The following is a 19563-nucleotide window of genomic DNA, read 5'->3' as shown; positions in this document are numbered from 1 at the left end:
TTTACCAGATCCATGCCGTCCACCGCGACGTGCGATACCGCTACGGCGTCTCGCATCAATTTGTAACCGGCGGGAGCCGTATCCGGGCGATCGACCTCGGGCGGCTTGTCGTCGAGACCCTGATGCAGTTCCTCGTCAACCCGACGCGGCTGATCGGTCATCTCGGGGCGGCAGGAGCGCTGCCCACGAGCTTGGCGAGAGGATGGAACCGATCCGCGCCGTGGATGCCCTTGCCAGCAGCTGGCCTAAGCTCAGCCCTGAAGAACGGGGGAACCCATTGCACCACCTCCTCGCCCAAATCGACGTCGCGGACGAGAAGGTTGCCCTCCACGCCGATCCCAATCGTCTCCGTGATCACCTGGTCGGACGGAAAGCTGACACCGGGTAGATGGCCCTGAGTTCGATCTTCCTCTCCGTTCCCGCCACCCGTATGCGTGCAGCGCGGAAGACGGCGCTAGAGCAGAATCCGATTATTCAGGCTCGTAACCTGCTGCGGTGAAGAGGTTGGCGCACTCCTGTGGGGTGAAATGCGGGACTGCGTCACGGATGGCGTTCCAGAGGTCGTCGATGGATCCTGCGGCGGCCTTGCGCAGGAGGGCTTTGAGCTTGGCGAAGGCGTTCTCGATGGGGTTGAAGTCCGGGGAGTAGGGCGGGAGGTAGAGCAAGCGCGCGCCTGCAGTCTCGATGGCGGTCCGGGTGTGCGGCCCCTTATGGGCGGGCAGGTTGTCCATAATGACGACGTCACCGGGCAGGAGCGTCGGCACCAGGACCTGATCGACGTAGGCGCGGAAGGCTTCCCGGTTCATAGGGCCGTCGAGGACCATAGGCGCGGTCATACCCGACAGACGCAGTGCGCCGGTGAAGGTCGTCGTTTTCCAATGGCCGTGCGGGACCGATGCGCGGCAGCGCTCGCCGCGGGGCGCCCGGCCGCGCAGGCGGGCCATCCTGGTCGAGGCGCCGGTCTCGTCGATGAAGACCAGGCGCTCCGGGTCGAGGTCAGGCCCGGCGTCGAACCAGGCGCGTCGTCTGGCCGCGACGTCGGGCCTGTCCTGCTCGCTGGCGTGGGACGTTTTTTTTGAAGGTCATGGCGTGGCGGTCGAGGAACCGCCAGACGGTGCTTGGCGTGAAACGGGCGCCGTGCTCGCGCCAGAGCAGGTCGGACAGCTCGGCCAGGGTGATATCGACCCGGGCTTTGACCGCTCCCAGCAGAACGTCGTGATAGGCCTCGATGCGGTGGGACCGCTGGTCGCCGCCACAGGCACGGGCGGATCGAGTGCCGGTGGTGCGAAACACCTGCACCCAGCGGATGGCTGTCGCCACCGACACCTCGAAGCGCTCCGCCGCCGCCCGACGCGACAAGCCCCCGTCCACCGCGCTGATCACCCGCGAACGCAAGTCCTCGGACAACGCCTTGGCCATGGAGGCTGGCCTCCAATCCAGCCCTCAGGGTGAATCAGATCCGCCCCGCGTCGGGCAAGCACTTCCGACTCTACTCGCTCGGATAAGACTATAGTGCTCGGCGACGAGAAACGCAAGATTATCAATTGGTTCAATAGCTTGCGTTAGTCTGGTAGGACTTTCGGATAGCGTTGTGTGACGGTCAAGAAGCATGCCCTTGTTGCGGGCAGTAGTGGCCGAGGTGCTTTGCCTCGGGGAGGCAAAGCGCTGGCAAGTGCGTCCTGTTTTCCACAGGCACTCCCGGATCCCTTCCCCGTCAGTGATGCCTAACCTGCATCCGAGTTCAGCGTTACTTGGCGGCTTTGACGGTCGCCGCTCATAGGCGGGAGGTGGATCGGGTCGACTTCACTGGACGGCGTTTAATGGACTGGCGCGCCTAGCGGCGCGCTGCCTGATCACAGGCCGCGCCCTCCTAGCTTCGCCGGGGAAAAGGGGAAAAAAGCAGACAGATGCTCTGCGCCTATCGCGCAACCTGAATTGCCGCAACGAGCAGCCGGAAGGCAACCGGTAACGTGATGGTAGCTGCTCGGGCCGGAAGCAATGCCTGGACGGGTACGCGTGGCCACAACATAACTCATCCCCTGTTTCCTGCCCTCGCCGGCAACCCAATCTGCCAGTCCGGCCTCGAAAACAGGAGCGACAGCGTCTTGGACTTCCGACAGCTCCGCTATTTCCTGGCCGTTGCGGAGGAGCTTAACTTTACGCGTGCCGCGCTTCGGGTTGGGATCGCCCAGCCACCCCTCAGCGCCCAGATCCGCGCCTTGGAGGAGGAGCTAGGCACGTCCCTGTTCCTGCGCGACAAGCGCCGAGTCTCACTTACTCCGGCGGGCGAGGCCATGGTCCGTCACACCCGGCATATCCTGCAGCAGGCGGCCCGCGCGGCGGACGAGGTCCGGGCTATCCGGGATGGCCGCCAGGGCGTGATCGGCATCGGCGCGGTCTACGCCACCATCTACACGCTCATTCCCCGAGTGCTCCGCCGCCTAGCTCAGACCCATCCCGGAATTACGGTGCGGGTCGAGGAGATGACCGTCGCGCAGCAGGTGCACGCCCTCACGGCGGAGGAGATTGATGTCGGCGTGCTCCGGGGTTCCGTGACCGACCCCGAGTTGGAGATCCGGGTCATACAGGAGGAGCCCTTCGTCGTGGCACTACCGGCGGACAATCCGCTTGTGAACGAGCAGGTGCTCGATCCCGAGACCCTGCTTCCGCAGCCCTTCATCGTGGTCACACAGCGCCCCGGCTCCGACTATGCCGCGCGGATCGCTGACGTGTTCCTCCAGACGGGTCGCACGCCGCAGATCGTCCAGGAAGTGAAGGACATGCACACCCTTATCGGACTGGTAGCGGCCGGCATCGGCGTGGCTATCGTGCCGGCCTCCGTCACCGCCCTCCAGCCGCCGCACGTCGCCTTCCGGCCCCTCCGTGCAGTCAGCGCCCGGATGGTCACTAGCATCGCCTGGCGGCGAGGCGATGCCTCGCCGCTCCTGCCCGTGCTCGTCGCCGCGCTCAGCGAGGAGGCGCGGCTGGACGAACCCCGCCAGTCCCCGGCCTAGGCCGCGGCCTGCCGCATGGCCCCGGCCCCGCAGCCCCGCACCACGGAAACGATCCGCGCCGCCTCCGAGGCGTCCGGAGCCTGGTCGGACCGCCAAGCCACATGCCCGTCGGGCCGCACCAGCACGAAGTGGCGGGCATAGAGCTCCGCCGCCGCCCGGTTGTCGATGCGGTGGACGGTCAGCGGCAGGCCCCCCCCCTCCGCGGCCTCGACCAGGGCCGGCGCGTCGCCCTCCCCGAAGACCAGCAGGACGAAGCCGCGCCCGAAGAGGTCCAGTGTGGACCTGTCCTCGGCGAGCCACACATGCGGCGCGCGCGACCCGGGCCGGGCGGTCTGGGTATAGGTGCTGACCTCGTCCGGCGGGGGCGGCGTGCCGTCCGGCACGATGACCGGTGAGCTCTCGTAGACGAAGCCGAGATGGATGCCTGGGGTGTACCACTCCCTCCTCATCATCTCCGTGTAGCGGTCGCCGAACTCCTTGCGGGCCTGGTCGCCCTCAGGCCCTGGCTCGAATACGGCGGGGGAAGGCTTTGCGTCGCGCGGAGCGAGCATGCGCTTGAGGTTGCCCGTTGCCTCGTTGACGTTGCGAATGGCCACCGGTCGCCGCTCAACCTCGTAGGATTGCAGCAGCTCCGGCCCGCCCCAGCCCTGCAACACCGCCTCCAGCTTCCAGCCAAGATCGACGGAATCCTGGATCCCCATGTTCATGCCGAAGCCCCCCGTAGGGGAGGTAAGGTGCGCCGCATCGCCGGCGATGAAGACGCGGCCCTTGCCGTACCCGTCGGCCACGAGCTGCCGGCGGACCCAGGGCATGATGGAGAGGATCTCGAAGTCGAACTCCCGCCCCACCGCCTTGACGATAGCGGCCCGCATCTCCGCCTCGCCCGGCTGGCGCCGCGTGTCGTCCCCGACGAGGGAGAAGCGCCACTGGTCGCGGCCGTTGATGGCCACCATCGTGGCCCAGGTTCCCTCGGGTCCGATGAAGATGAAGCGGTAACCCGGCTTCTTGTCGTGAAGGGCCTCCAGGTTCTCGCAGCGGAAGATGCAGTTCGTCGTATAGGTGAGGACGGGCGAGCCCTGCATTGGGATGCCCAGCGCTTCCCGGACCGTGCTGGCACCGCCGTCGCAGCCGACGAGGTATGCGGCCTCGACCGTGTCCTCGGCCCCGCTGCGAAGATCCTTGAGCCGGGCGGTCACGCGGGTGCCATCATCCTCGAAGCGCAGCAGCTCGGTCTCACGCCGGATCGTCACCGTGGGGAAGCTGCTCGCGAAGCGGGAGAGGACAGGGTCGAAGAAGTTCTGCGGGCAGCGCTCGCCGCGGGAATAGGTGCTCTGCGGCAGCCTCGGCTCATCCTTCAGGGGCGCGAAGACCTCCCGCCCGAACTCGTAGCCGTTGAGGGAGGAGACCCAGGCGCAGTCCTGCGGGTAGGCGCGGTTGTAACCGGCCTCGTGGACCCAGGGCACGATGCCCCAGCGGCGGCAGAACTCCATCGTCCGGACACCGACGAAGTCCATCTTCGGCTGGACGACGCGTCCGTCCCCCTTCTCGATCAGGGTGCAGAGGATGTCACGCCAGCCCAGCTCCCCCGCAAGGGCCAGCCCCACCGGACCGCCCCCCACCACAAGCACCCGCTGCGTCGCGTTCATCGCCGTCCCCTCCTGTCCTGGGCTGCTCATTGCGGCTCGATCCGGGCCGCACGGATGATTTCGCCGACGGAGGCGGTCTCGTCGCGGATCTCGCGCGTGAGCGCGGCGCCGTCGCTGGCCACTAGGTCCAGCCCGCGGTTGGTTACCTGCGCTTGGGTGAAGGCCGGCGTGTTGAGAACCGCGCGCACGTCGTTCCCAAGCCGCGTTACCACCTCATCCGGCGTACCGGCCGGGGCGAAGAGCCCGTACCAGATCGAGGCGCGGATGTAGGGATAGCCCTGCTCGGCCGTGGTCGGTACCTTCGGGAACTGGCCGATGCGACGGCCACCGGCGGTGCCCAGGGCCTTGATCTTCCCCGTGCGGATCAGTTCCCCGGCCACGCTCGCGCTTCCCGTCGCCAGCATCACCTCGCCGCGGGTGGTGGCGAGCATGAGGGGCGCGATGCCGTTGTAGGGCACGTGGAGGATGTCCAGCTTCTCGTGCTGGTTCATCGCCTCATAGACCAGCTGCGGCTGCGTCCCGCTGCCGAAGGAGCCGTAGGTCAGGCTGCCGGGCTTGCTTTTGGCCAAGCGGATCAGCCCGGCCACGTCGTCGGCCTCCACCGATGGATGGGCCAGCAGCATGTGGTCGCTCTGCACCATGAGGCTGACAGGGGTGAAGCCCTGGTCGGGATCGTAGGGCAGCGTGCGGAAGAGAAAGCGGTTGGTGGTGAAGGTCTGGTTTACCGTGCCCAGCAGCGTGTAGCCATCGGGCGCGGAGCGTGCCGCGGCCTCGGCACCGATGATGCCGGATGCACCGGCGCGGTTCTCCACCACCACCGGCTGCCCCCAGCGGGCGGACAGCTCCGCCCCTACGGCGCGGACCAGGATGTCAATGCCCCCGCCCGGCGGGAAGGGGATGATGACCCGGACAGGGCGCGCGGGCCAGGACTGTGCCCGCGCGGCCCGCGCCGCGAGCGCCAGCACCGGTGCGGCGAGAAGCGCTCTTCTACGCATGTCGTTTCCTTCCCCTAGAAAATGCGCGGCGCGGCCTCGGCCGCGGCGACCACGTTCAGCGTCATGCGGCCCACGCGCTCGATCTCGATCGTCACCTGGTCCCCGGGCACCACCGGCCCCACGCCTTGCGGTGTGCCGGAGGCGATCACGTCGCCCGGGCGCAGCGTCATCACGGAGGAGATCAGCTCGATCAGCTCGGCGACGCCGACCGTCATCTCGCTCGTATTCGCCTCCTGACGCAGCTCGCCGTTCACCCAGAGGCGGTTGGAGAGGGATTGCGGGTCGGGCACCTCGTCCGCGGTGACGATCCAGGGGCCGAGCGGGGTGAAGCTGTCGAAGGACTTCCGCGTGCAGCGCTCCTCCGCCGGCCGGCCGGGCTCGATGCGCATGCTCAGGTCGATCAGGCAGGAGTAGCCGAACACGTAGTCCAGGGCCTGATCGCGCCGGACGTTGCGGCAGGTGCGGCCGATGATGACGCCTAGCTCCGTCTCGTGGTCAAAGCGCCGGCCGGAGTTCACCGGCAGCACGATGGGTTCGTCCGCGCCGGAAAGGGAGGAGGTGGCCTTCAGGAAGAAGCCGACGTCGCGGGCGGAGTTCCCCTTCGCGGTGACGCCACGGTCCCCCAGCTCGCCCACATGCTTGGTGTAGTTCGCAGGCGCCGCGACGATGTTGCCGGTGAAGGGGATGGGCGAGCGCAGCGTCACCGAATTGCGCGGGATGGCCGGGGCGCCCTGGCGCGCCTCTGAGAGGCGAGGCGCCGTTGCGGCCCAATCGGAGATGACGTGCTGCATGAACACGGGCGGCCAGACGGACCCATGGCTCGGGACGGCGTCCGTCACGTCGTAGAGACTTTCCCCCTCCACGACCGCCAGCCGGTTGTCGTCAAAGACGGCGAGTTTCATGCGATTGCTCCTTGACCAGCCGTCTCACGAAGGAAGCCAAGCCGCGCCATGGCGGGCTCGTCGGTGACGCGCAGCAGGACGGCACCATCATCCGACCTGTGCGACTGGGGCCTCCAGGCCGGCACTACGAAGACATCGCCGCGGCGCCAGGAGATGCTCTCCCCGTCCACGCTGCTCTCACCCTCGCCCTGGACCACGGCGAAGACGTTGTTGGCGGTCGTGCGGTGGGGGGCGGTGGCGATGCCGGGCGAGAGGCGCATCATGGCCAGCCCGATCGTCTCCATGGCCGGATCGCCGAGCGCCACGGCCGTGCCCCAGGGGCCTTCCGGCGTCGGCGCGGCGGCCTCCAGGCGACGCTGCGTCTCGGCCCAGGGGAACCACATGGGCGAGGTCTCGGCGGTCGCGCGCACCGGCTCGTACACCTCCGGGTGGTGCTCCAGGAACATGGGCTCCAGCAACTGCACCAGCGGTGCGTCCAGCACGTCGATCCAGTAGGCGGGGGCGGTGCCGTCGTTGCCATGGCCGTGCCAGCGCCAGTTCGGCGTCAGCAGCACGTCGCCCGGCAGCATGGGCAGGCGCTCTCCGTCCACCACCGTGTAGGTGCCGGGCTCCGCGTCCACGATCAGGCGCAGCGCGTTCGGCGTGTGGCGGTGCGAGCGCGCCTGCTCGCCCGGCAGGATCATCTGGTAGGCGGCCACCAGCGTACGCGCGGTGGCGTAGGTGTTGCCCTCGACAGGGTTCGCGAGGATGAGGTTGCGCCGTTCCGCGAGCTTCGTGTCCACCAGGTGCCCGGCCGCGTCGAGCGCCGCCTTGGCACATGCGTAGTCCCAGTGCGCCGGCCGGAAGGTCTCCTTCGGCGAGGGCCAGATCGACGGTGTCGGCTTGGCCCAGCCCGGCCCGACGGAGAGGGGCTCCAGCAGCCCGTAGAGTTCCGGCAGGCTCGCTGCGGCCGCCAGTCGCTCCGGCGACGGCGGCGCGGCCCCTGCACCGGTTCCAGCCTGTTCGATGAGCATCGGATCCATCCTCCATGCGCCTCCTCGAGGCGTCGTTCTTCCAGCGAGCCTGTCTCAGGGGCGGAGGTAGACCCGCCCCTCCATCAGCCGGCGCGCGGTGCGGTACACCACGGCCTCCCGCGCCACCGGCCCCGCCGCGCCCCTCTCCACCACGGCGGCGACCGCGAGGGTTCCGGAGGCGTGCTCGAGGACGAAGTCACCCTCCTCCGCAGCACCCGGGCGCAGGGCCCGCTGCACCACGCTGCCGGGCAGGCGCGCGGCGATGGCCAGGCACATGGCACCTGTCAACGGCGTGGCCTTGTGCGGCTGGCCGGAGGAGATCATCCGCGTGGCAACAGCCGCGACACTCCCGCGCGGGGCGGCGACGAGGGAGACGAGCGGCAGGTTCTTCAGGCTCCGCCGCGCCTCCTCCTCACTCGCCAGGCCCATGGCCACCGCGGCCCGCACGCGGATCGCCTCGAAAAGCGGCCGGCCGGACCAGGCGTCCAGCTCGCCCGGTGTCTCGTCCCCGCGCAGCCCGATGGAGGCGGCACCGACGAAAACGACGGGATTGGCGGCATCCACGAGCGAGGCCTCGACTCTGCCGAGGCCCTCGACCTCCAGCTGGTCCACCACCCTGCCGGTTGGCAGCAGCCGCCCGGTCGCCGCGCCGCCGGGATCACGGAAGGTCAGGCGGATCGGCGCGCCCGCCCCGACGCCTTGAAGCTCCATCCCGCCTGCCTCCACGGGCAGGCCGTCCCGCACCGCGAAGCGGCTCTCGATGATCTTGCCCGTGTTGGTGTTGTGGATGCGGACCACCGCCTCGCCGTCCGCGGGGGCGGGGATGAGCCCTTCCTCCACCGCGAAGGGCCCGACGGCGGAGGAGATGTTGCCGCAGTTGCCGCGGTAGCCCACCACGCGCTCGCCGATCGCGACCTGGGCAAAGGTGTAGTCCACGTCGGCATCCGCCCGGCTCGGCGGGCCGATCACCGCGACCTTGGAGAGCGAGGAGATGCCGCCGCCCATGCCGTCCAGCTGGCGCCCGTTCGGGTCCGGCGTGCCGAGCGCGGCGCAGAAGATGCGGTCCCAATCCGCCGTGTCGTCGCCCGGGCTGCCCGTCGGCAGGTCGCGCCGGTGAAAGAATAGGGCGCGGCTGGTGCCACCGCGCATGAACACCGCCGGGTAGCTCTCCCGCCTCGGTGCCCGAACGGCGCTCACGCCTCCCGACTCCCGGCCGGCTAGGTCGCGATGCGCGTCCTGTCTCGGCATGCCCATCTCCTCCGTGCCGGCCCTCTGCGTGGCGGCTTCGCCCATACCTTGCACACGGCGTTCCGAGAAAAGCACTACGTCTTGTTCGTATGAGAAGGGCGGCGATTTCGTATTGGACAGGGTCGGCTCGCGCGGCTCACCTCGGCGGCAAAGCCGGGCCATAGGTGCCCGGAATCAGGGGAGGACCGACATGGCCGAGGCTGTCATGACGGATGCGGACGCCCGCGCGGAGCTGGCGGCGGAGCTGGCCGCGCACAACATCGCCGTCGCCCAGCCCGGCGACCCGCCGCTCTTCACGCGCACGCCCAGCAGCAGCATGGTGCCCCTGCACTGGCGGGCCGAGGACTTGGCCGGGCTGCTGGAGAAGATAGGCGCCAGCCTGAAGCTGGAGGCCGGTGGGCAGCGGCGCACGCTGCGGCTGGCCAATCCCGGCCTGCCCTACGGCACCACCCCGACCTTCTGGGCCTCCATCCAGTACATCCTGCCCGGCGAGGTCGCGACCGCTCATCGCCACGCGGCCACGGCCCTGCGCTTCATCATGAAGGGGCGCGGCTCGGACACCGTGGTGGACGGCGAACTCTACGAGATGAACGAGGGCGACCTCGTCCTCACCCCCAGCGGCACTTGGCACGACCACGAGAACAAGGGCGACAGGCCCATGGTCTGGCTGGACGTGCTGGACATCTCCCTTGTCCGGGCGCTGCACGCGGTCTCCTTCGAGGGGTCGGAGGTGCCGCGCCAGCCCGTCTCCCGCGTGCAGGACCGGTCCTTCCGCGAGTTCGGCAGCGGCATCATGCGGCCGCCGGGCGGCGCCCATCACGGCCGGGCCAGCCCGATCCTCGCCTATACCTGGGATCGTGCCCTGGCGGCGCTACAGCAGGCGGCGGGGCTGGATCCCGATCCCTTCGACGACGTCATCCTCGAGTACCAGAACCCGCTGACGGGCGGCCCCGCCCTGCCGGCGCTCGGCACGGCGCTGCAGATGCTGCGCCCCGGAGCGCGCACGCGGGCGCATCGGCACACCGGCAGCGTCGTCTACCACGCCGTGCGCGGCGCGGGACGGATGCGGGTGGAGGACCAAGTCTTCGACTGGGGTGCGGGCGACTTCATTGCCCTGCCCCCCTGGGCCCTGCACAGCCACGCGAATGACGGCGCGGAGCCCGCCATCCTCTTCCAGGTGAACGACATCCCCGTGCTGCAGGCCCTGGGACTGCACCGCACGGAGGAGGGCTGAGCGTGGCCATGCAGCCCCGCATCCTGGCGGACGGCCTCGGCTTCATCGAGGGACCTGCGGTGCACCCGGACGGGCGCCTGGCAATCGCCTCCATCAGCGCGGGTCTGGTCCACGTTCTCGATGCCTCCGGCCGCCTGTTGGAAAGCCACATGACGGGCGGCGGGCCGAACGGGCTGGCCTGGTCCGGGGATGCGCTGTACGTCGCGCAGAACGGCGGCATCTTCGGCGCCTCGGGGGCCGCGCGGCCCGGCGTGCAGCGGATCCACGACGGGCGCGTGGAGTACGCCTTCGACTTTCCCTTCGAGGCGCCCAACGACCTCGCCTTCGGTCCCGATGGCCGCCTCTGGGTCACAGATCCCCTGACCGACCGGGCGCTGCACGAGCCGGTCGAGGGCCACGTCATTGCATGCGACCCGGAGACCGGACGATGCGAGGTGATGATCGAGGGCCGCCACTTCCCGAACGGCCGGGCCTTCGACGCCTCTGGCGCCCACCTCTACCTAGCCTGCACGCATGACCGCGCGATCGAGCGCCTCTCGCTCGGCGCAGTGGGCATCCCCTCCTCCGACGGCGTTCTCTGCACCACCGCAAAGGCAAGACCGGATGGGCTCGCCATCGATGTGGAAGGGAAGATCTGGGCCTGCACGCCGGGTTCCGGTGGGGTGGAGGTGTTCAATCCCTCCGGCGCGCCTCTCCGCCGCATCGAGCTGGGCGAGGGCACAATGACGACGAACCTCTGCTTTATGGGAGGCGTGCTGATCGTCACGGCGGCGGGGCGCGGGCAGGTCCTCGCGCTCGATGTCGGCGCGGAAGGGCTGGCGCTCCACCCCTTCCGCTAGGCCGCCCCGCCGCTCACTCGGGCTGGTAGTGCGCCTCCTGCAGGAGAGTGGCACTGCGCGCCAGATCCTCCTGGATGTACTGGACGAGGGCCGCCGGCGTGCTGGAGGCTGGCACTAGGCCCAGCGCGTAGAGGCGCTGCACCACGGCCGGCTGCTGGACGGCCTGCGCCATGGCCGCGTTCAGCCGCGTCACGATCGGCGCGGGCAGGTCCTTCGGACCCCACAGGCCGTACCACCCCACCATCTCCAGCCCCGGCATGCCGCTCTCGGCCGCGGTGGGCACGCCTGGCAGGAGAGGATGACGGCGGGAGCCCGTGATCGCCAGCGCCTTCAGCCGGCCGTCCTGCACCAGTGGGAAGCCGCCGGGATCGATCATGAGCTGGATGTTGCCAGAGACCAAGTCGGTCAGGGCCGGCGCCGAGCCGCGATAGGCCACCATGGCGAGGTCCACCCCGGCCTGCCGCAGGAACTGCAGCACCGCAAGATGGCTCGCGGCGCCCAGGCCGCCTAGGCCGAAGGTGAAGCGGGAGGGGTTCGCCCGCACGAGCGGCAGCGCCTCCGCAATGGTGCCCGCCGGCATGGCCGGGTTCACCAGCACCAGCATCGGTCCCTCGGCGAAGCGCGCGACCGGGGTGAAATCTGCCTGGGGGTCGTAGGGCGCGGCGCGCAGCACGTGGCGCGCCAGGATGTGCGAGCTGGGCGAGGCGAGCAGCGTGTAGCCGTCCGGCGCCGCCTGCCGCACCACCTCTCCTCCAATCGTGCCGCTGGCGCCGGAGCGGTTCTCCACCACCACGGTCTGGCCGAGGATGCGCTGCAGCTCCTGCCCTGCCAGCCGCGCCGTGGCGTCCGCCGCGCCGCCAGGCGCATAGGGGGAGATCACGCGGATGGTCCGGTTGGGCCAGTCCTGGCCCGGAGGCTGCGCCTGGGCGGCCCAGGCACCGAGTACCCCGATGGCCGCGGCGGTCCACTTGAACATGCTGCTGTCCTCCCTGGACGTTCCCCATGCGCCGGCGGGTCGTTGCCTGCCGGTCGTGACCTGCGCCACCTCAGCTCACGGCGGCACGCCATCGACGAGGTAGAGCGTGCGGTGCATCGCCTTCCCGCTCGCGCGCAGCGCCTCGGCGTACTCCGCCGATCGGTACCAGCGCTCCGCCGCGTCCAGCGACGGGAAGGCGACGATGATGACGCGGCGGAAGCGGTGCTCGCCCTCCGTCACCGTCTTCTCCTGCCCGCGGACGAGGAAGGTGCCGCCATGCGCGGCGATGGCGGCGCCGGCGAGGGCGCGGTAGTGGTCCAGCGCGGGGCCGGGGATGAACTCCACCTCGGCGACCATGTAGGCGGGCATGGCGGCGCGCCCCTTAGGCCGCTTCCGCGGCGGCGGGGGCGAGCTGTGCGAGGTAGCGCATGGTCCGCGCCCCCGCGTTGCAGCCGGCCACGCCGACGATGCGGCCGCCGTGCCGGTACTCCACTAGAAAGGCGCCGCGCGCCTCGTCGCGGTGCGCGAAGGAGACCTCCTCGGCCCCCGCCGTGTCGCCCAGCACCTGGACCCGGCGCCCGTGCAGGTCGGACCAGAAGTAGGGCACGAAGGCCTCCCAGGCGGTCGCCTCCGTGCCCGCGATGGCGGCGGCGACGATCCGCGCCTGTTCGCGCGCCGCCGTCCAGTGCTCGTGCCGCTCGTGCCGGCCCGCGAGGGGGCTGAACCAAGCTGCCGCGTCACCGGCCGCGAAGATGCCGTCCACCCCCGTCCGGCCGAAGGCGTCGCAGACGACGCCGTTGACGAGAGGCAGGCCCGATCCCTCCAGCCACTCGACGTTCGGCAGGCATCCCAGCCCCGCCACGACGAGGTCCGCCTCCTCCGATCCGCCGTCCGAGAGGTGCAGGCGTTGCGCCGCCCCGTGCCGGGATATGCGGTCCACCGTGATCCCGCAGCGGAGCGCCACGCCCGCACCTTCGTGTAGCGCCGCCAGCTCTGCGGCTACGGTGGGGCCGAGGATCCGCAGGAAGGGCAGGGGCGCCGCCTCGAAGACCGCCACCTCCAGGCCCAGCTTGCGCGCGCTGGAGGCGACCTCCGCCCCGACGAAGCCGCCGCCGACGACGGCCAGCCGCATCCCCGGGCGAAGCTGGCGCCGCAGCGCGTGGGCGTCGGCTAGGTCGCGGATGGTCCAGACCGGGCCCTCGGCAAGCCCCGCGGGAAAGCGCCGGGCCCGCGCGCCGGAGGCGATGACGACCGCATCACCCCGCAGCCGCGTCCCGTCGGCCAGGGTGATGGTTCGCGTGGCGGCATCCAGCGACACGGCGGCCCGGCCCAGCACCAGCTCGACGCCGATCCCGGCGTAGTGCGCGGCCTCGTGGAAGGGCAGGCCCGCATCCGCCTCCTCGCCCAGCAGCACCGCCTTGGAAAGGGGCGGACGGTCGTAGGGCAGGTGGTCCTGGCCGTCGACCAGTAGGATCTCGCCCGCATGGCCGAGGCGCCGCAGCTCATTGGCGACGCCCACCCCGGCAACGGAAGCCCCGACGATAACAACGCGCGCCATGCCGGCCTCCTCACGCATCGGTCCAGACGGGCGCGCGCTTCTCGGCGAAGGCGCGCGCCGCCTCCGCCGCATCGGCGGTCGCCATCAAGGCGGCCTGCGTCCGCTCCGCCAGCGCGTCGTAATCGGGCGGGGCCGCGGCCATGAGCCGCCGCGCCAGCGCGATCGTGCCCTCGATCGCGCGCGGGGCGCCCACTATCACGGCGCGCGCCATCTCCCGCGCAGCGCCCAGCGCGTCTGGCGCGACGCGGTTGACCATGCCCGCTGTCAGGGCCTCCTCGGCCGTCAGGCGCCGGCCCGCCAGCGCCACCTCCCATGCAAGGGCGGGCGGCAGGCGGCGGAAGACCGACGGCAGGCAGTCGCCGCCGGCGATCAGCCCGCGCATGGGCTCCGGCAGGGAGAAGCTCGCATGCGGCGCGGCCACGACCAGCTCGCAGGCTAGGGCGATCTCCAGCCCGCCGCCCACCGCGAAGCCGTTCACCACGGCGATGAAGGGCTTGCGCCGGGGGCGGCGCACGAAGCCCGCGAAGCCGTGGGGCGCGATCACCGCGCGGCCCTCGCCGCGCGCCCGGGCCCGCAGGTCCGCCCCCGCGCTGAAGGCCACCTCGCCCGCCCCCGTGATGATCGCGACGCGGATCGCCGGGTCCGCTTCCACCGCGTCCACGGCCGCCGCCAGGCGATGGGCCGCGGCCAGGTCGATCGCGTTCCGCACCTGCGGGCGGTTCAGGGTGATGACCGCGATCGGCCCCTCGCGGGACAGGTCGATGGTGTCCGCGCCCTCCATCAGATCACGCCCTCCGTCTTCAGCCGCCGCATCTCCTCCGGTGTCAGCTCCAGCATCTCGTCGAGCACGGCCTCCGTGTGCTCGCCCAGCAGGGGCGGGCAGGTCGTCGGCGGCGTCGGAGATTCGCTCATCCGCACCGGCCAGCCCGGCAGCACGATCTCCCCGCGCTTCGGGTGCTGCACGGCGGTCAGCATGCCGGTGGCGCGGAAGGAGGGCTCGTCGATGAGGTCGGAGGTGTCCATCACGGCGCCGGCCGGGACTCCGGCGCCGTTCAGCAGCGCCATCGCCTCCCGCTTGTCGTGCCGGAGCATCCAGGGCGCGATGATCGCGTCCACCTCCTCCTGGCGGGCGAAGCGCTTCTGCGGCTCGTCGTAGCGGGGGTCGCCGATCAGCTCCTCCCGTCCGATCACCCGGAGCAGCGTATTCCACTGGCGGTTGCCCGTAATGGAGTCGCGTGCCGTGTAGATGAAGCAGTGGTCGTTCGGCCCGCCGCCCGCGCAGGCGAAGATGCCGGAGGGCGCGGAGGAGGAGCTGGGGGAGCCGTTGCCCACGCGCTCCGCGGCGCGGCCCGTGATCTGCTGCCGGGCGAAGCCCATGCGGCAGAAGTTCACCACCACCTCCTGCATCGCCACCTTCACGTGCTGCCCACGCCCCGTGGCGTGGCGCTGGTGCAGCGCCGCCACGATGCCGACCGCCAGGTGCATCGCCGTGCCGGTGTCGGCGAAGGTCGGCCCCGGCTTCACGGGGCCGCCGCCCGGCTCCCCGCTGATGGAGACGGCACCGCCCATGCTCTGCGCGATGGCGTCGAAGCAGCGGAAGTCCCGGTACGCGCTCTCGTCGCTGAAACCGCGGACGGAGCCGTAGACAATGCGCGGGTTGATGGCGCTCACTGCCTCGTAGCCGAAGCCCAGCCGCTCGATGGTGCCGGGGGCGAAGTTCTCCAGCAGCACGTCGCTCCGCTCGATCAGGCGCCGAAGCAGCGCCTTCCCCTCGGGCTTCCCGAGATCCAGCGTCACGCCGCGCTTGTTGGCGTTCAGCACCAGGAAGTAGAGCGAATCCGCGTCCGCCGAATCCGCGGAGGCGATGCGTGCGGGATCGCCCCCCTTCGGCCGCTCGATCTTCATCACGTCCGCACCCAGGAAAGCGAGAGTCTGCGCCGCGACCGACCCGGCCTCCCACTGCGTCAGGTCGAGCACCTTGATGCCGGCGAGCGCCGGCGCTCCTGCCGCAGCGGGCCGTTCCGCCGCCCGCTCCATCACCCCGGTTCCCACGCCATCCTCCCTTGCCGCTCTCTCGGACTGCCCTTCGGGCGGCCCTAGTCGTGGAGCTTGATCGCCTCGGCGGGGCAGAGCCGCGCCGCGCGCCGCGTGTGCTCCTCCTGCTCCGGCGGCGGATCCTCCTTCAGCAGGATGACGATCCCATCCTCCTCGCCCTGGTCGAAGACGAAGGGGGCGTTGAGGACACACTGGCCCGCGGCGATGCAGCGGCTCTTGTCGATGGTGACGCGCATGGTTTCCTCCTCACCAGGACAGCGGCAGCTCGTGCACGCCGTAGACGAACATGTCGTGCCGGAAGCGCAGGCTCTCGAACGGCACGGCTAGGCGCAGCTCCGGCAGACGGCGGAAAAGCGTCTCGTAGACGATCTGCAGCTCCGCCCGCGCGAGCACCTGCCCCAGGCACTGGTGCACGCCGAAGCCGAAGGCGACGTGCGGGCCGGCATCGCGGGTCACGTCGAAGCGGTCGGGATCGGGGAAGAGCTCCCCGTCACGGTTGGCGGCCGGGATGGAGCAGATGACCCCCTCTCCCGCCCGAACGAGATGGCCGTTCACGTCGATGTCCTCCAGCGCCACGCGGCGGGCACCGGTGTGGAGGATGCTGGAGAAGCGCAGCAGCTCCTCCACCGCCCCCGGGATGAGGGAGGCGTCCGCACGGATGAGGGCGAGCTGGTCCGGGTGCTGCAGCAGCGTCAGCACGCCCAGTGCGGTCATGTTCTGGGTGGTCTGGTGTCCGGCGCTGAGCAGGAGGCGGACGATGTTGATGAGGGTGATCCGGTCGATGTGACCGGGCCGGTACTGGTCGTGCACGAGGCGGGAGACGACATCGTCCGCCGGCTCGGCCTCCTTGCGGGTGATCAGGGCATCCAGGTAGCCGAACAGCTCGGCCAGGGATTCCCGCACCTCCGCCGGGGTGGATCTCGACCCGAACTGGATGCGCGTCGCCCGGCGGAAGATCTCGTGATCCTCGTAGGGAATGCCGAGCAGCAGCGTGATGATGTCGGTCGGCAGCGGCGCGGCAAAGTGCTCGACGAAGTCGCTGCCCTGCGGCATGGCGGCGTAGTTGTCGATCAGCCGGTCCACCGTGGCCTGGATGTAGGGGCGCAGCGCCTGCACCTTCTTCACGGTGAACTCCTTCGTCACCATGCGGCGGAGCCGGTCGTGCTCGGGATTGTCCAGGCGCAGGAAGGAGCGATCGGCCTTGTCGGCCACCATCCGGCCCTCGTAGACGTGCGGGAATCCCTCCCGCACGGGCTCGCAGGAGAAGCGCGGCTCCGCCAGCACCGCCCGGATGTCCTCGTAGCGGGTGAGCAGGTAGGGGTGGGACCCATCCCAGAGCCGCACCCGGGCGAAAGGCTGGTTCTCCCGCAGCGGCGCGTAGGCTTCCGGCGGGTGGAAAGGACAGCTCCGCTGCATGGGATAGGAGAGTTCGGCTAGGTCCAGGGCCATCGGCGTCATCCTGCGGCGTGAAGAGGGGCTGCGCCCGCGGCGCGCTGGCGCGCGCGTCGCATCCCGGCGATCCAGCGGCCCCGGTCCGTTGCGCGGCGGCGCTCGTACTCGGCGGTGCGGGAGTGGGGAAGGATGAGGAAGCGGCCCTCGGCAAGGCCTTCCAGCAGCGAGTCGGCCACCGCCTCGGGCTCCAGGACCTCGGTGCCCAGGGCCGCGCTGTCCGCGGCCGTCATGGCGGTGCGCACACCCTCCGGGCAGAGGCAGGCGATGGTCACGCCGTCACCCCCATGGGCGATGGCAAGCCATTCGGCCAGGGCAACGGCCGCGTGCTTGCTGACCGAATAGGGCGCGCAGCGCGGATCGGCCAGCAGGCCGGCGGCGGAGGCGGTGATGACGAAGTGGCCGGTTCCCCGCCGGACCATGCGGGGCAGGACGGCGCGCGCCGCATGCAGGTGGGCGTGCAGGTTGACGGCGAGCGAGGCGTCCCAGTCGCTCGCCTCGCCCAGGCCCTGCCCGCGGTGGACGCCCGCATTGGAGCACCAGAGCGAGATGGGCCCGTCCTCCTCGATGCGTGCGACCGCCGCCTCGATGGCCGCTGGATCGCGGACATCCACTCCCATGGCCCGCGCATGGGGGCCGATCGCCTCAGCGGCACGCGCCGCCCCGGCCCCGTCGCGGTCCAGGAGAACAGTGCGCGGCGCACCGGCCAAGGAGAGCCGCCGGGCGATCGCGCGGCCGATGCCGCTGGCGGCCCCCGTTACCACCACCGTACCGGCACCAGGTTTGAACCCGTCCTGCACGCTGTCCTCCTGTTCATTGGTAGGACCATTAGTCTCCGAGTTCAGCAGGGTCAAGCGCCATGTGCCCCTTGGCCCTTGATCGCCGAGCCGCGCCTTGCCAGACGAAGGTCATGAGGACCGCGTGATGACCCATCTTCAGCGCCCATCGCCCCAGCCCGAGGAGCGGAAGGGCCCCCGCTTCTCGCCGGCCCGTCCGCGCCGGGCCATCGAGGAGATCACCAGCCAGATCCAGCGGATGATCGCCGACGGCGCGCTTCAGCCCGGCGACAAGCTGCCTGCGGAGCGCATCCTGGCGGCCCAGCTCGAGGTCAGCCGCAACACGCTTCGCGAGGCCCTGCGGATGCTGGAGATCACGGGTACCCTGAGCCTCCGGAAGGGAGCGCGCGGCGGATCATTCGTGGCGGAGCGCGGCGAGCAGGCCTCCGGCGATCAACGGATGGGTCCTCTCGCCCTGACGGACTTCTCCGTGGCGGATCTCACCAACGCGATCCGCGCGGTGACAATCATGCTGCTACAGGAGGCGCTGCCCGCCTGTACCGAGGCCGACCTCGCTGCCATGCAGGCGAATGTCGATCGTGCCGAGGCCCTGAAGGATGATCCGGGTCAGCGGTCCGAGCTGATGATCCAGTTCTACCACCTCTTGGCCGAGGCAAGCGGAAACCGCGTCCTTGTCGCGCTGGCAGATGCCTTGGTCGGCATGTTGCGGGACTGGGTGACGCGGATCGGATCCGTCTCCGACGACCGGGTGATCCGCGCCCGCCGTGCCCTCCTGGAATGTCTTCGCCGCAGAGACTCCGAGGAGGCGCTGCAGGTGGTCGAACGCTACCTGCACGAGCTGCACAAGTACTGGCTGGATGGGGGGAGTCAGCACCCCAGCGGAAAGCATCCTCGCCGGCGTGCTCCAGCGGCCAACGGCTGACCGCGCGTCCGCCGATCCCTGACCCCCTGGGGCTTCTGAGGTGGAGGGAAGGTGAGGCGATGAATGTGCGGGGCAGCGTTCCGCATCCGCGATGGTCCGCAAACCATCAGCCTCCTTCCGGGACGCTCTCAGGAAGACGGCGATGCCGTGCGGATCAGGTGATGAACCGCTCTCGACCGGTCCTGCCGCTTCCAGGCTAGGCCGAACTCCGCCTTCAGCGACCCGTCCCGGAGCGGCACATAGCACACGCTGTCCGGGCGCAGCTGGCGCATGCAGTCCGGCACGACCGCAATACCCATCGCGGCCGCGACAAGGTTCACGGTGGTTGCCAGCTGCGGTGTCTGCTGGCTGACACGGGGCGTGAACCCGGCCTTCTGACAGGCCGCAACAACGTTCTCGGACAGTCCGGGCCCGGTTGCGCGGGGGTAGAGGATGAAGGTCTCGTCCCGAAGCTCCTCGAGGGCGAGGCTTTTGCGTCCGTCCAGCCGGTGACCGGCCGGCAGAGCCACCACCATCGGTTCGGTCGCGACGAGGACGAAGTCGAGGTGGTCCGTCGAGCCCAGGGGCGGTCGCAGAAAGGCCGCGTCCAGCCGCCCCCCTTCCAGCGCCGACTGCAACAGGCTGGAGCGGCCCTCCTCCAGCACCAGTTCCACCCGCGGCCAGGCCTCCCGGAAGGTCTTCAGCACCCGGGTAACAGCGGGGTTGAAGCAGGTGGAGGCCGTGAACCCGACCCGAATGCGCCCGACTTCCCCCCTGCCCGCTTCCCGCGCCGTCGCGGCGGCCCTTTCGGCCCGGCGCAGCAGGTCGCGCGCCTCCTCCAGGAACAGGCGCCCGGCCTCGTTGAGGACGAGGCCGCGGCCGATGCGGTCGAAGAGCTGCACGCCGAGTTCCTCCTCGAGGCCGCGTATCTGCTGG

At 70.3% G+C, this 19563-nt stretch carries 19 protein-coding genes and 1 pseudogene; 5 read left to right on the top strand and 15 right to left on the bottom strand.

Annotated features, from left to right (window positions below):
- Window positions 1-470: 470 nt before the first annotated feature.
- Window positions 471-1419, bottom strand: a protein-coding gene (locus tag J5Y10_RS24160; protein ID WP_245215042.1) for an IS630 family transposase whose coding sequence is annotated in 2 segments (ribosomal slippage) — window positions 471-1077 and window positions 1076-1419 — 951 coding nt in all. Because the reading frame shifts where the segments join, the coding sequence is not laid out codon by codon here.
- A 554-nt stretch (window positions 1420-1973) separates the two neighbouring features.
- On the opposite strand from J5Y10_RS24160, the pseudogene J5Y10_RS28950 reads away from it, so the two are divergent.
- Both J5Y10_RS28950 and J5Y10_RS24155 read left to right on the top strand, forming a co-directional pair.
- Window positions 1974-2279, top strand: a pseudogene (locus J5Y10_RS28950) (LysR family transcriptional regulator); the annotation flags it as partial.
- Between the two features lie 15 nt (window positions 2280-2294).
- A complete protein-coding gene (locus J5Y10_RS24155) occupies window positions 2295-3014 on the top strand; it encodes a LysR family substrate-binding domain-containing protein (RefSeq protein ID WP_245215041.1) in 720 nt (239 codons plus the stop codon).
- Here the strand turns inward: J5Y10_RS24155 and J5Y10_RS24150 are convergent.
- The 5 genes from J5Y10_RS24150 to J5Y10_RS24130 are packed head-to-tail and all read right to left on the bottom strand — an operon-like array spanning window position 3011 to window position 8818.
- A complete protein-coding gene (locus J5Y10_RS24150) occupies window positions 3011-4660 on the bottom strand; it encodes an FAD-dependent monooxygenase (protein ID WP_209376695.1) in 1650 nt (549 codons plus the stop codon). The genes J5Y10_RS24155 and J5Y10_RS24150 overlap by 4 nt on opposite strands.
- A 26-nt stretch (window positions 4661-4686) precedes the next feature.
- Entirely contained in the window at window positions 4687-5655 is a 969-nt protein-coding gene (locus tag J5Y10_RS24145; RefSeq protein WP_209376694.1) for a Bug family tripartite tricarboxylate transporter substrate binding protein, read from the bottom strand.
- A gap of 14 nt (window positions 5656-5669) precedes the next feature.
- Entirely contained in the window at window positions 5670-6557 is an 888-nt protein-coding gene (locus J5Y10_RS24140; RefSeq protein ID WP_209376693.1) for a fumarylacetoacetate hydrolase family protein, read from the bottom strand.
- Complete coding sequence (locus J5Y10_RS24135) at window positions 6554-7570, bottom strand: cupin domain-containing protein (RefSeq protein ID WP_209376692.1); 1017 nt, start codon at window positions 7568-7570, stop codon at window positions 6554-6556. The genes J5Y10_RS24140 and J5Y10_RS24135 overlap by 4 nt, the downstream gene beginning before the upstream one ends.
- A 54-nt stretch (window positions 7571-7624) precedes the next feature.
- Window positions 7625-8818, bottom strand: a complete 1194-nt coding sequence (locus tag J5Y10_RS24130; RefSeq protein WP_209376691.1) for a 2-methylaconitate cis-trans isomerase PrpF family protein — start codon at window positions 8816-8818, stop codon at window positions 7625-7627.
- A 190-nt stretch (window positions 8819-9008) separates the two neighbouring features.
- Between J5Y10_RS24130 and J5Y10_RS24125 the strand changes: the two genes are divergently transcribed.
- Both J5Y10_RS24125 and J5Y10_RS24120 read left to right on the top strand, forming a co-directional pair.
- Entirely contained in the window at window positions 9009-10052 is a 1044-nt protein-coding gene (locus J5Y10_RS24125) for a cupin domain-containing protein (RefSeq protein WP_209376690.1), read from the top strand.
- Window positions 10053-10060: 8 nt separating this feature from the next.
- Entirely contained in the window at window positions 10061-10891 is an 831-nt protein-coding gene (locus J5Y10_RS24120) for an SMP-30/gluconolactonase/LRE family protein (RefSeq protein WP_245215048.1), read from the top strand.
- Between the two features lie 13 nt (window positions 10892-10904).
- On the opposite strand, the gene J5Y10_RS24115 is transcribed toward J5Y10_RS24120, so the two are convergent.
- The 8 genes from J5Y10_RS24115 to J5Y10_RS24080 form a co-directional block, all read right to left on the bottom strand.
- The gene (locus tag J5Y10_RS24115) at window positions 10905-11867 is read right to left on the bottom strand and encodes a Bug family tripartite tricarboxylate transporter substrate binding protein (protein ID WP_209376688.1); all 963 of its coding nucleotides are present in this window, start codon (window positions 11865-11867) and stop codon (window positions 10905-10907) included.
- Between the two features lie 75 nt (window positions 11868-11942).
- Complete coding sequence (locus J5Y10_RS24110) at window positions 11943-12236, bottom strand: DUF1330 domain-containing protein (protein ID WP_209376687.1); 294 nt, start codon at window positions 12234-12236, stop codon at window positions 11943-11945.
- Window positions 12237-12249: 13 nt separating this feature from the next.
- Window positions 12250-13425, bottom strand: coding sequence for an NAD(P)/FAD-dependent oxidoreductase (locus J5Y10_RS24105; protein ID WP_209376686.1), 1176 nt, complete (start codon window positions 13423-13425; stop codon window positions 12250-12252).
- A gap of 10 nt (window positions 13426-13435) precedes the next feature.
- A complete protein-coding gene (locus J5Y10_RS24100; RefSeq protein ID WP_209376685.1) occupies window positions 13436-14206 on the bottom strand; it encodes an enoyl-CoA hydratase-related protein in 771 nt (256 codons plus the stop codon).
- Window positions 14206-15477: a CaiB/BaiF CoA transferase family protein gene (locus J5Y10_RS24095; RefSeq protein WP_209376684.1), complete on the bottom strand. Its 1272-nt coding sequence runs from the start codon at window positions 15475-15477 to the stop codon at window positions 14206-14208. The genes J5Y10_RS24100 and J5Y10_RS24095 overlap by 1 nt, the downstream gene beginning before the upstream one ends.
- Window positions 15478-15521: 44 nt before the next feature.
- The gene (locus J5Y10_RS24090; protein ID WP_209376683.1) at window positions 15522-15716 is read right to left on the bottom strand and encodes a ferredoxin; all 195 of its coding nucleotides are present in this window, start codon (window positions 15714-15716) and stop codon (window positions 15522-15524) included.
- 10 nt (window positions 15717-15726) lie between these two features.
- On the bottom strand, window positions 15727-16929 hold the full coding sequence (locus tag J5Y10_RS24085; RefSeq protein WP_209376682.1) for a cytochrome P450: 1203 nt from the start codon (window positions 16927-16929) through the stop codon (window positions 15727-15729).
- Between the two features lie 5 nt (window positions 16930-16934).
- Window positions 16935-17729 carry an SDR family NAD(P)-dependent oxidoreductase gene (locus J5Y10_RS24080; protein ID WP_209376681.1) on the bottom strand — a complete coding sequence of 265 codons (795 nt, stop codon included), beginning with the start codon at window positions 17727-17729 and terminating at the stop codon, window positions 16935-16937.
- A gap of 124 nt (window positions 17730-17853) precedes the next feature.
- Here J5Y10_RS24080 and J5Y10_RS24075 point away from each other — a divergent pair, with 124 nt between their 5' ends.
- Window positions 17854-18648, top strand: a complete 795-nt coding sequence (locus J5Y10_RS24075; protein ID WP_209376680.1) for a FadR/GntR family transcriptional regulator — start codon at window positions 17854-17856, stop codon at window positions 18646-18648.
- A 128-nt stretch (window positions 18649-18776) separates the two neighbouring features.
- Here the strand turns inward: J5Y10_RS24075 and J5Y10_RS24070 are convergent.
- Window positions 18777-19563, bottom strand: a 787-nt coding sequence (locus tag J5Y10_RS24070; RefSeq protein ID WP_209376679.1) for a LysR substrate-binding domain-containing protein, incomplete at its 5' end; no start/stop codon positions are given.

Origin of the sequence: Roseomonas indoligenes, from assembly GCF_017813365.1 — a bacterium.
In the GTDB taxonomy this organism is placed as follows: domain Bacteria; phylum Pseudomonadota; class Alphaproteobacteria; order Acetobacterales; family Acetobacteraceae; genus Roseomonas; species Roseomonas indoligenes.
The sequence above is the reverse complement of the archived record's forward strand: the minus strand, read 5'-3'. Positions and strand labels throughout refer to the sequence as shown.

Excerpts from the sequence above, each read along its gene's own strand:
- J5Y10_RS24140 (WP_209376693.1), bottom strand. The coding sequence starts at position 6,557 with ATGAAACTCGCCGTCTTTGACGACAACCGGCTGGCGGTCGTGGAGGGG.
- J5Y10_RS24075 (WP_209376680.1), top strand. The coding sequence starts at position 17,854 with ATGACCCATCTTCAGCGCCCATCGCCCCAGCCCGAGGAGCGGAAGGGC.
- J5Y10_RS24085 (WP_209376682.1), bottom strand. The coding sequence starts at position 16,929 with ATGGCCCTGGACCTAGCCGAACTCTCCTATCCCATGCAGCGGAGCTGT.
- J5Y10_RS24105 (WP_209376686.1), bottom strand. The coding sequence starts at position 13,425 with ATGGCGCGCGTTGTTATCGTCGGGGCTTCCGTTGCCGGGGTGGGCGTC.
- J5Y10_RS24110 (WP_209376687.1), bottom strand. The coding sequence starts at position 12,236 with ATGCCCGCCTACATGGTCGCCGAGGTGGAGTTCATCCCCGGCCCCGCG.
- J5Y10_RS24130 (WP_209376691.1), bottom strand. The coding sequence starts at position 8,818 with ATGCCGAGACAGGACGCGCATCGCGACCTAGCCGGCCGGGAGTCGGGA.
- J5Y10_RS24120 (WP_245215048.1), top strand. The coding sequence starts at position 10,061 with ATGCAGCCCCGCATCCTGGCGGACGGCCTCGGCTTCATCGAGGGACCT.
- J5Y10_RS24145 (WP_209376694.1), bottom strand. The coding sequence starts at position 5,655 with ATGCGTAGAAGAGCGCTTCTCGCCGCACCGGTGCTGGCGCTCGCGGCG.
- J5Y10_RS24125 (WP_209376690.1), top strand. The coding sequence starts at position 9,009 with ATGGCCGAGGCTGTCATGACGGATGCGGACGCCCGCGCGGAGCTGGCG.
- J5Y10_RS24155 (WP_245215041.1), top strand. The coding sequence starts at position 2,295 with ATGGTCCGTCACACCCGGCATATCCTGCAGCAGGCGGCCCGCGCGGCG.
- J5Y10_RS24115 (WP_209376688.1), bottom strand. The coding sequence starts at position 11,867 with ATGTTCAAGTGGACCGCCGCGGCCATCGGGGTACTCGGTGCCTGGGCC.
- J5Y10_RS24150 (WP_209376695.1), bottom strand. The coding sequence starts at position 4,660 with ATGAACGCGACGCAGCGGGTGCTTGTGGTGGGGGGCGGTCCGGTGGGG.
- J5Y10_RS24100 (WP_209376685.1), bottom strand. The coding sequence starts at position 14,206 with ATGGAGGGCGCGGACACCATCGACCTGTCCCGCGAGGGGCCGATCGCG.
- J5Y10_RS24135 (WP_209376692.1), bottom strand. The coding sequence starts at position 7,570 with ATGCTCATCGAACAGGCTGGAACCGGTGCAGGGGCCGCGCCGCCGTCG.
- J5Y10_RS24090 (WP_209376683.1), bottom strand. The coding sequence starts at position 15,716 with ATGCGCGTCACCATCGACAAGAGCCGCTGCATCGCCGCGGGCCAGTGT.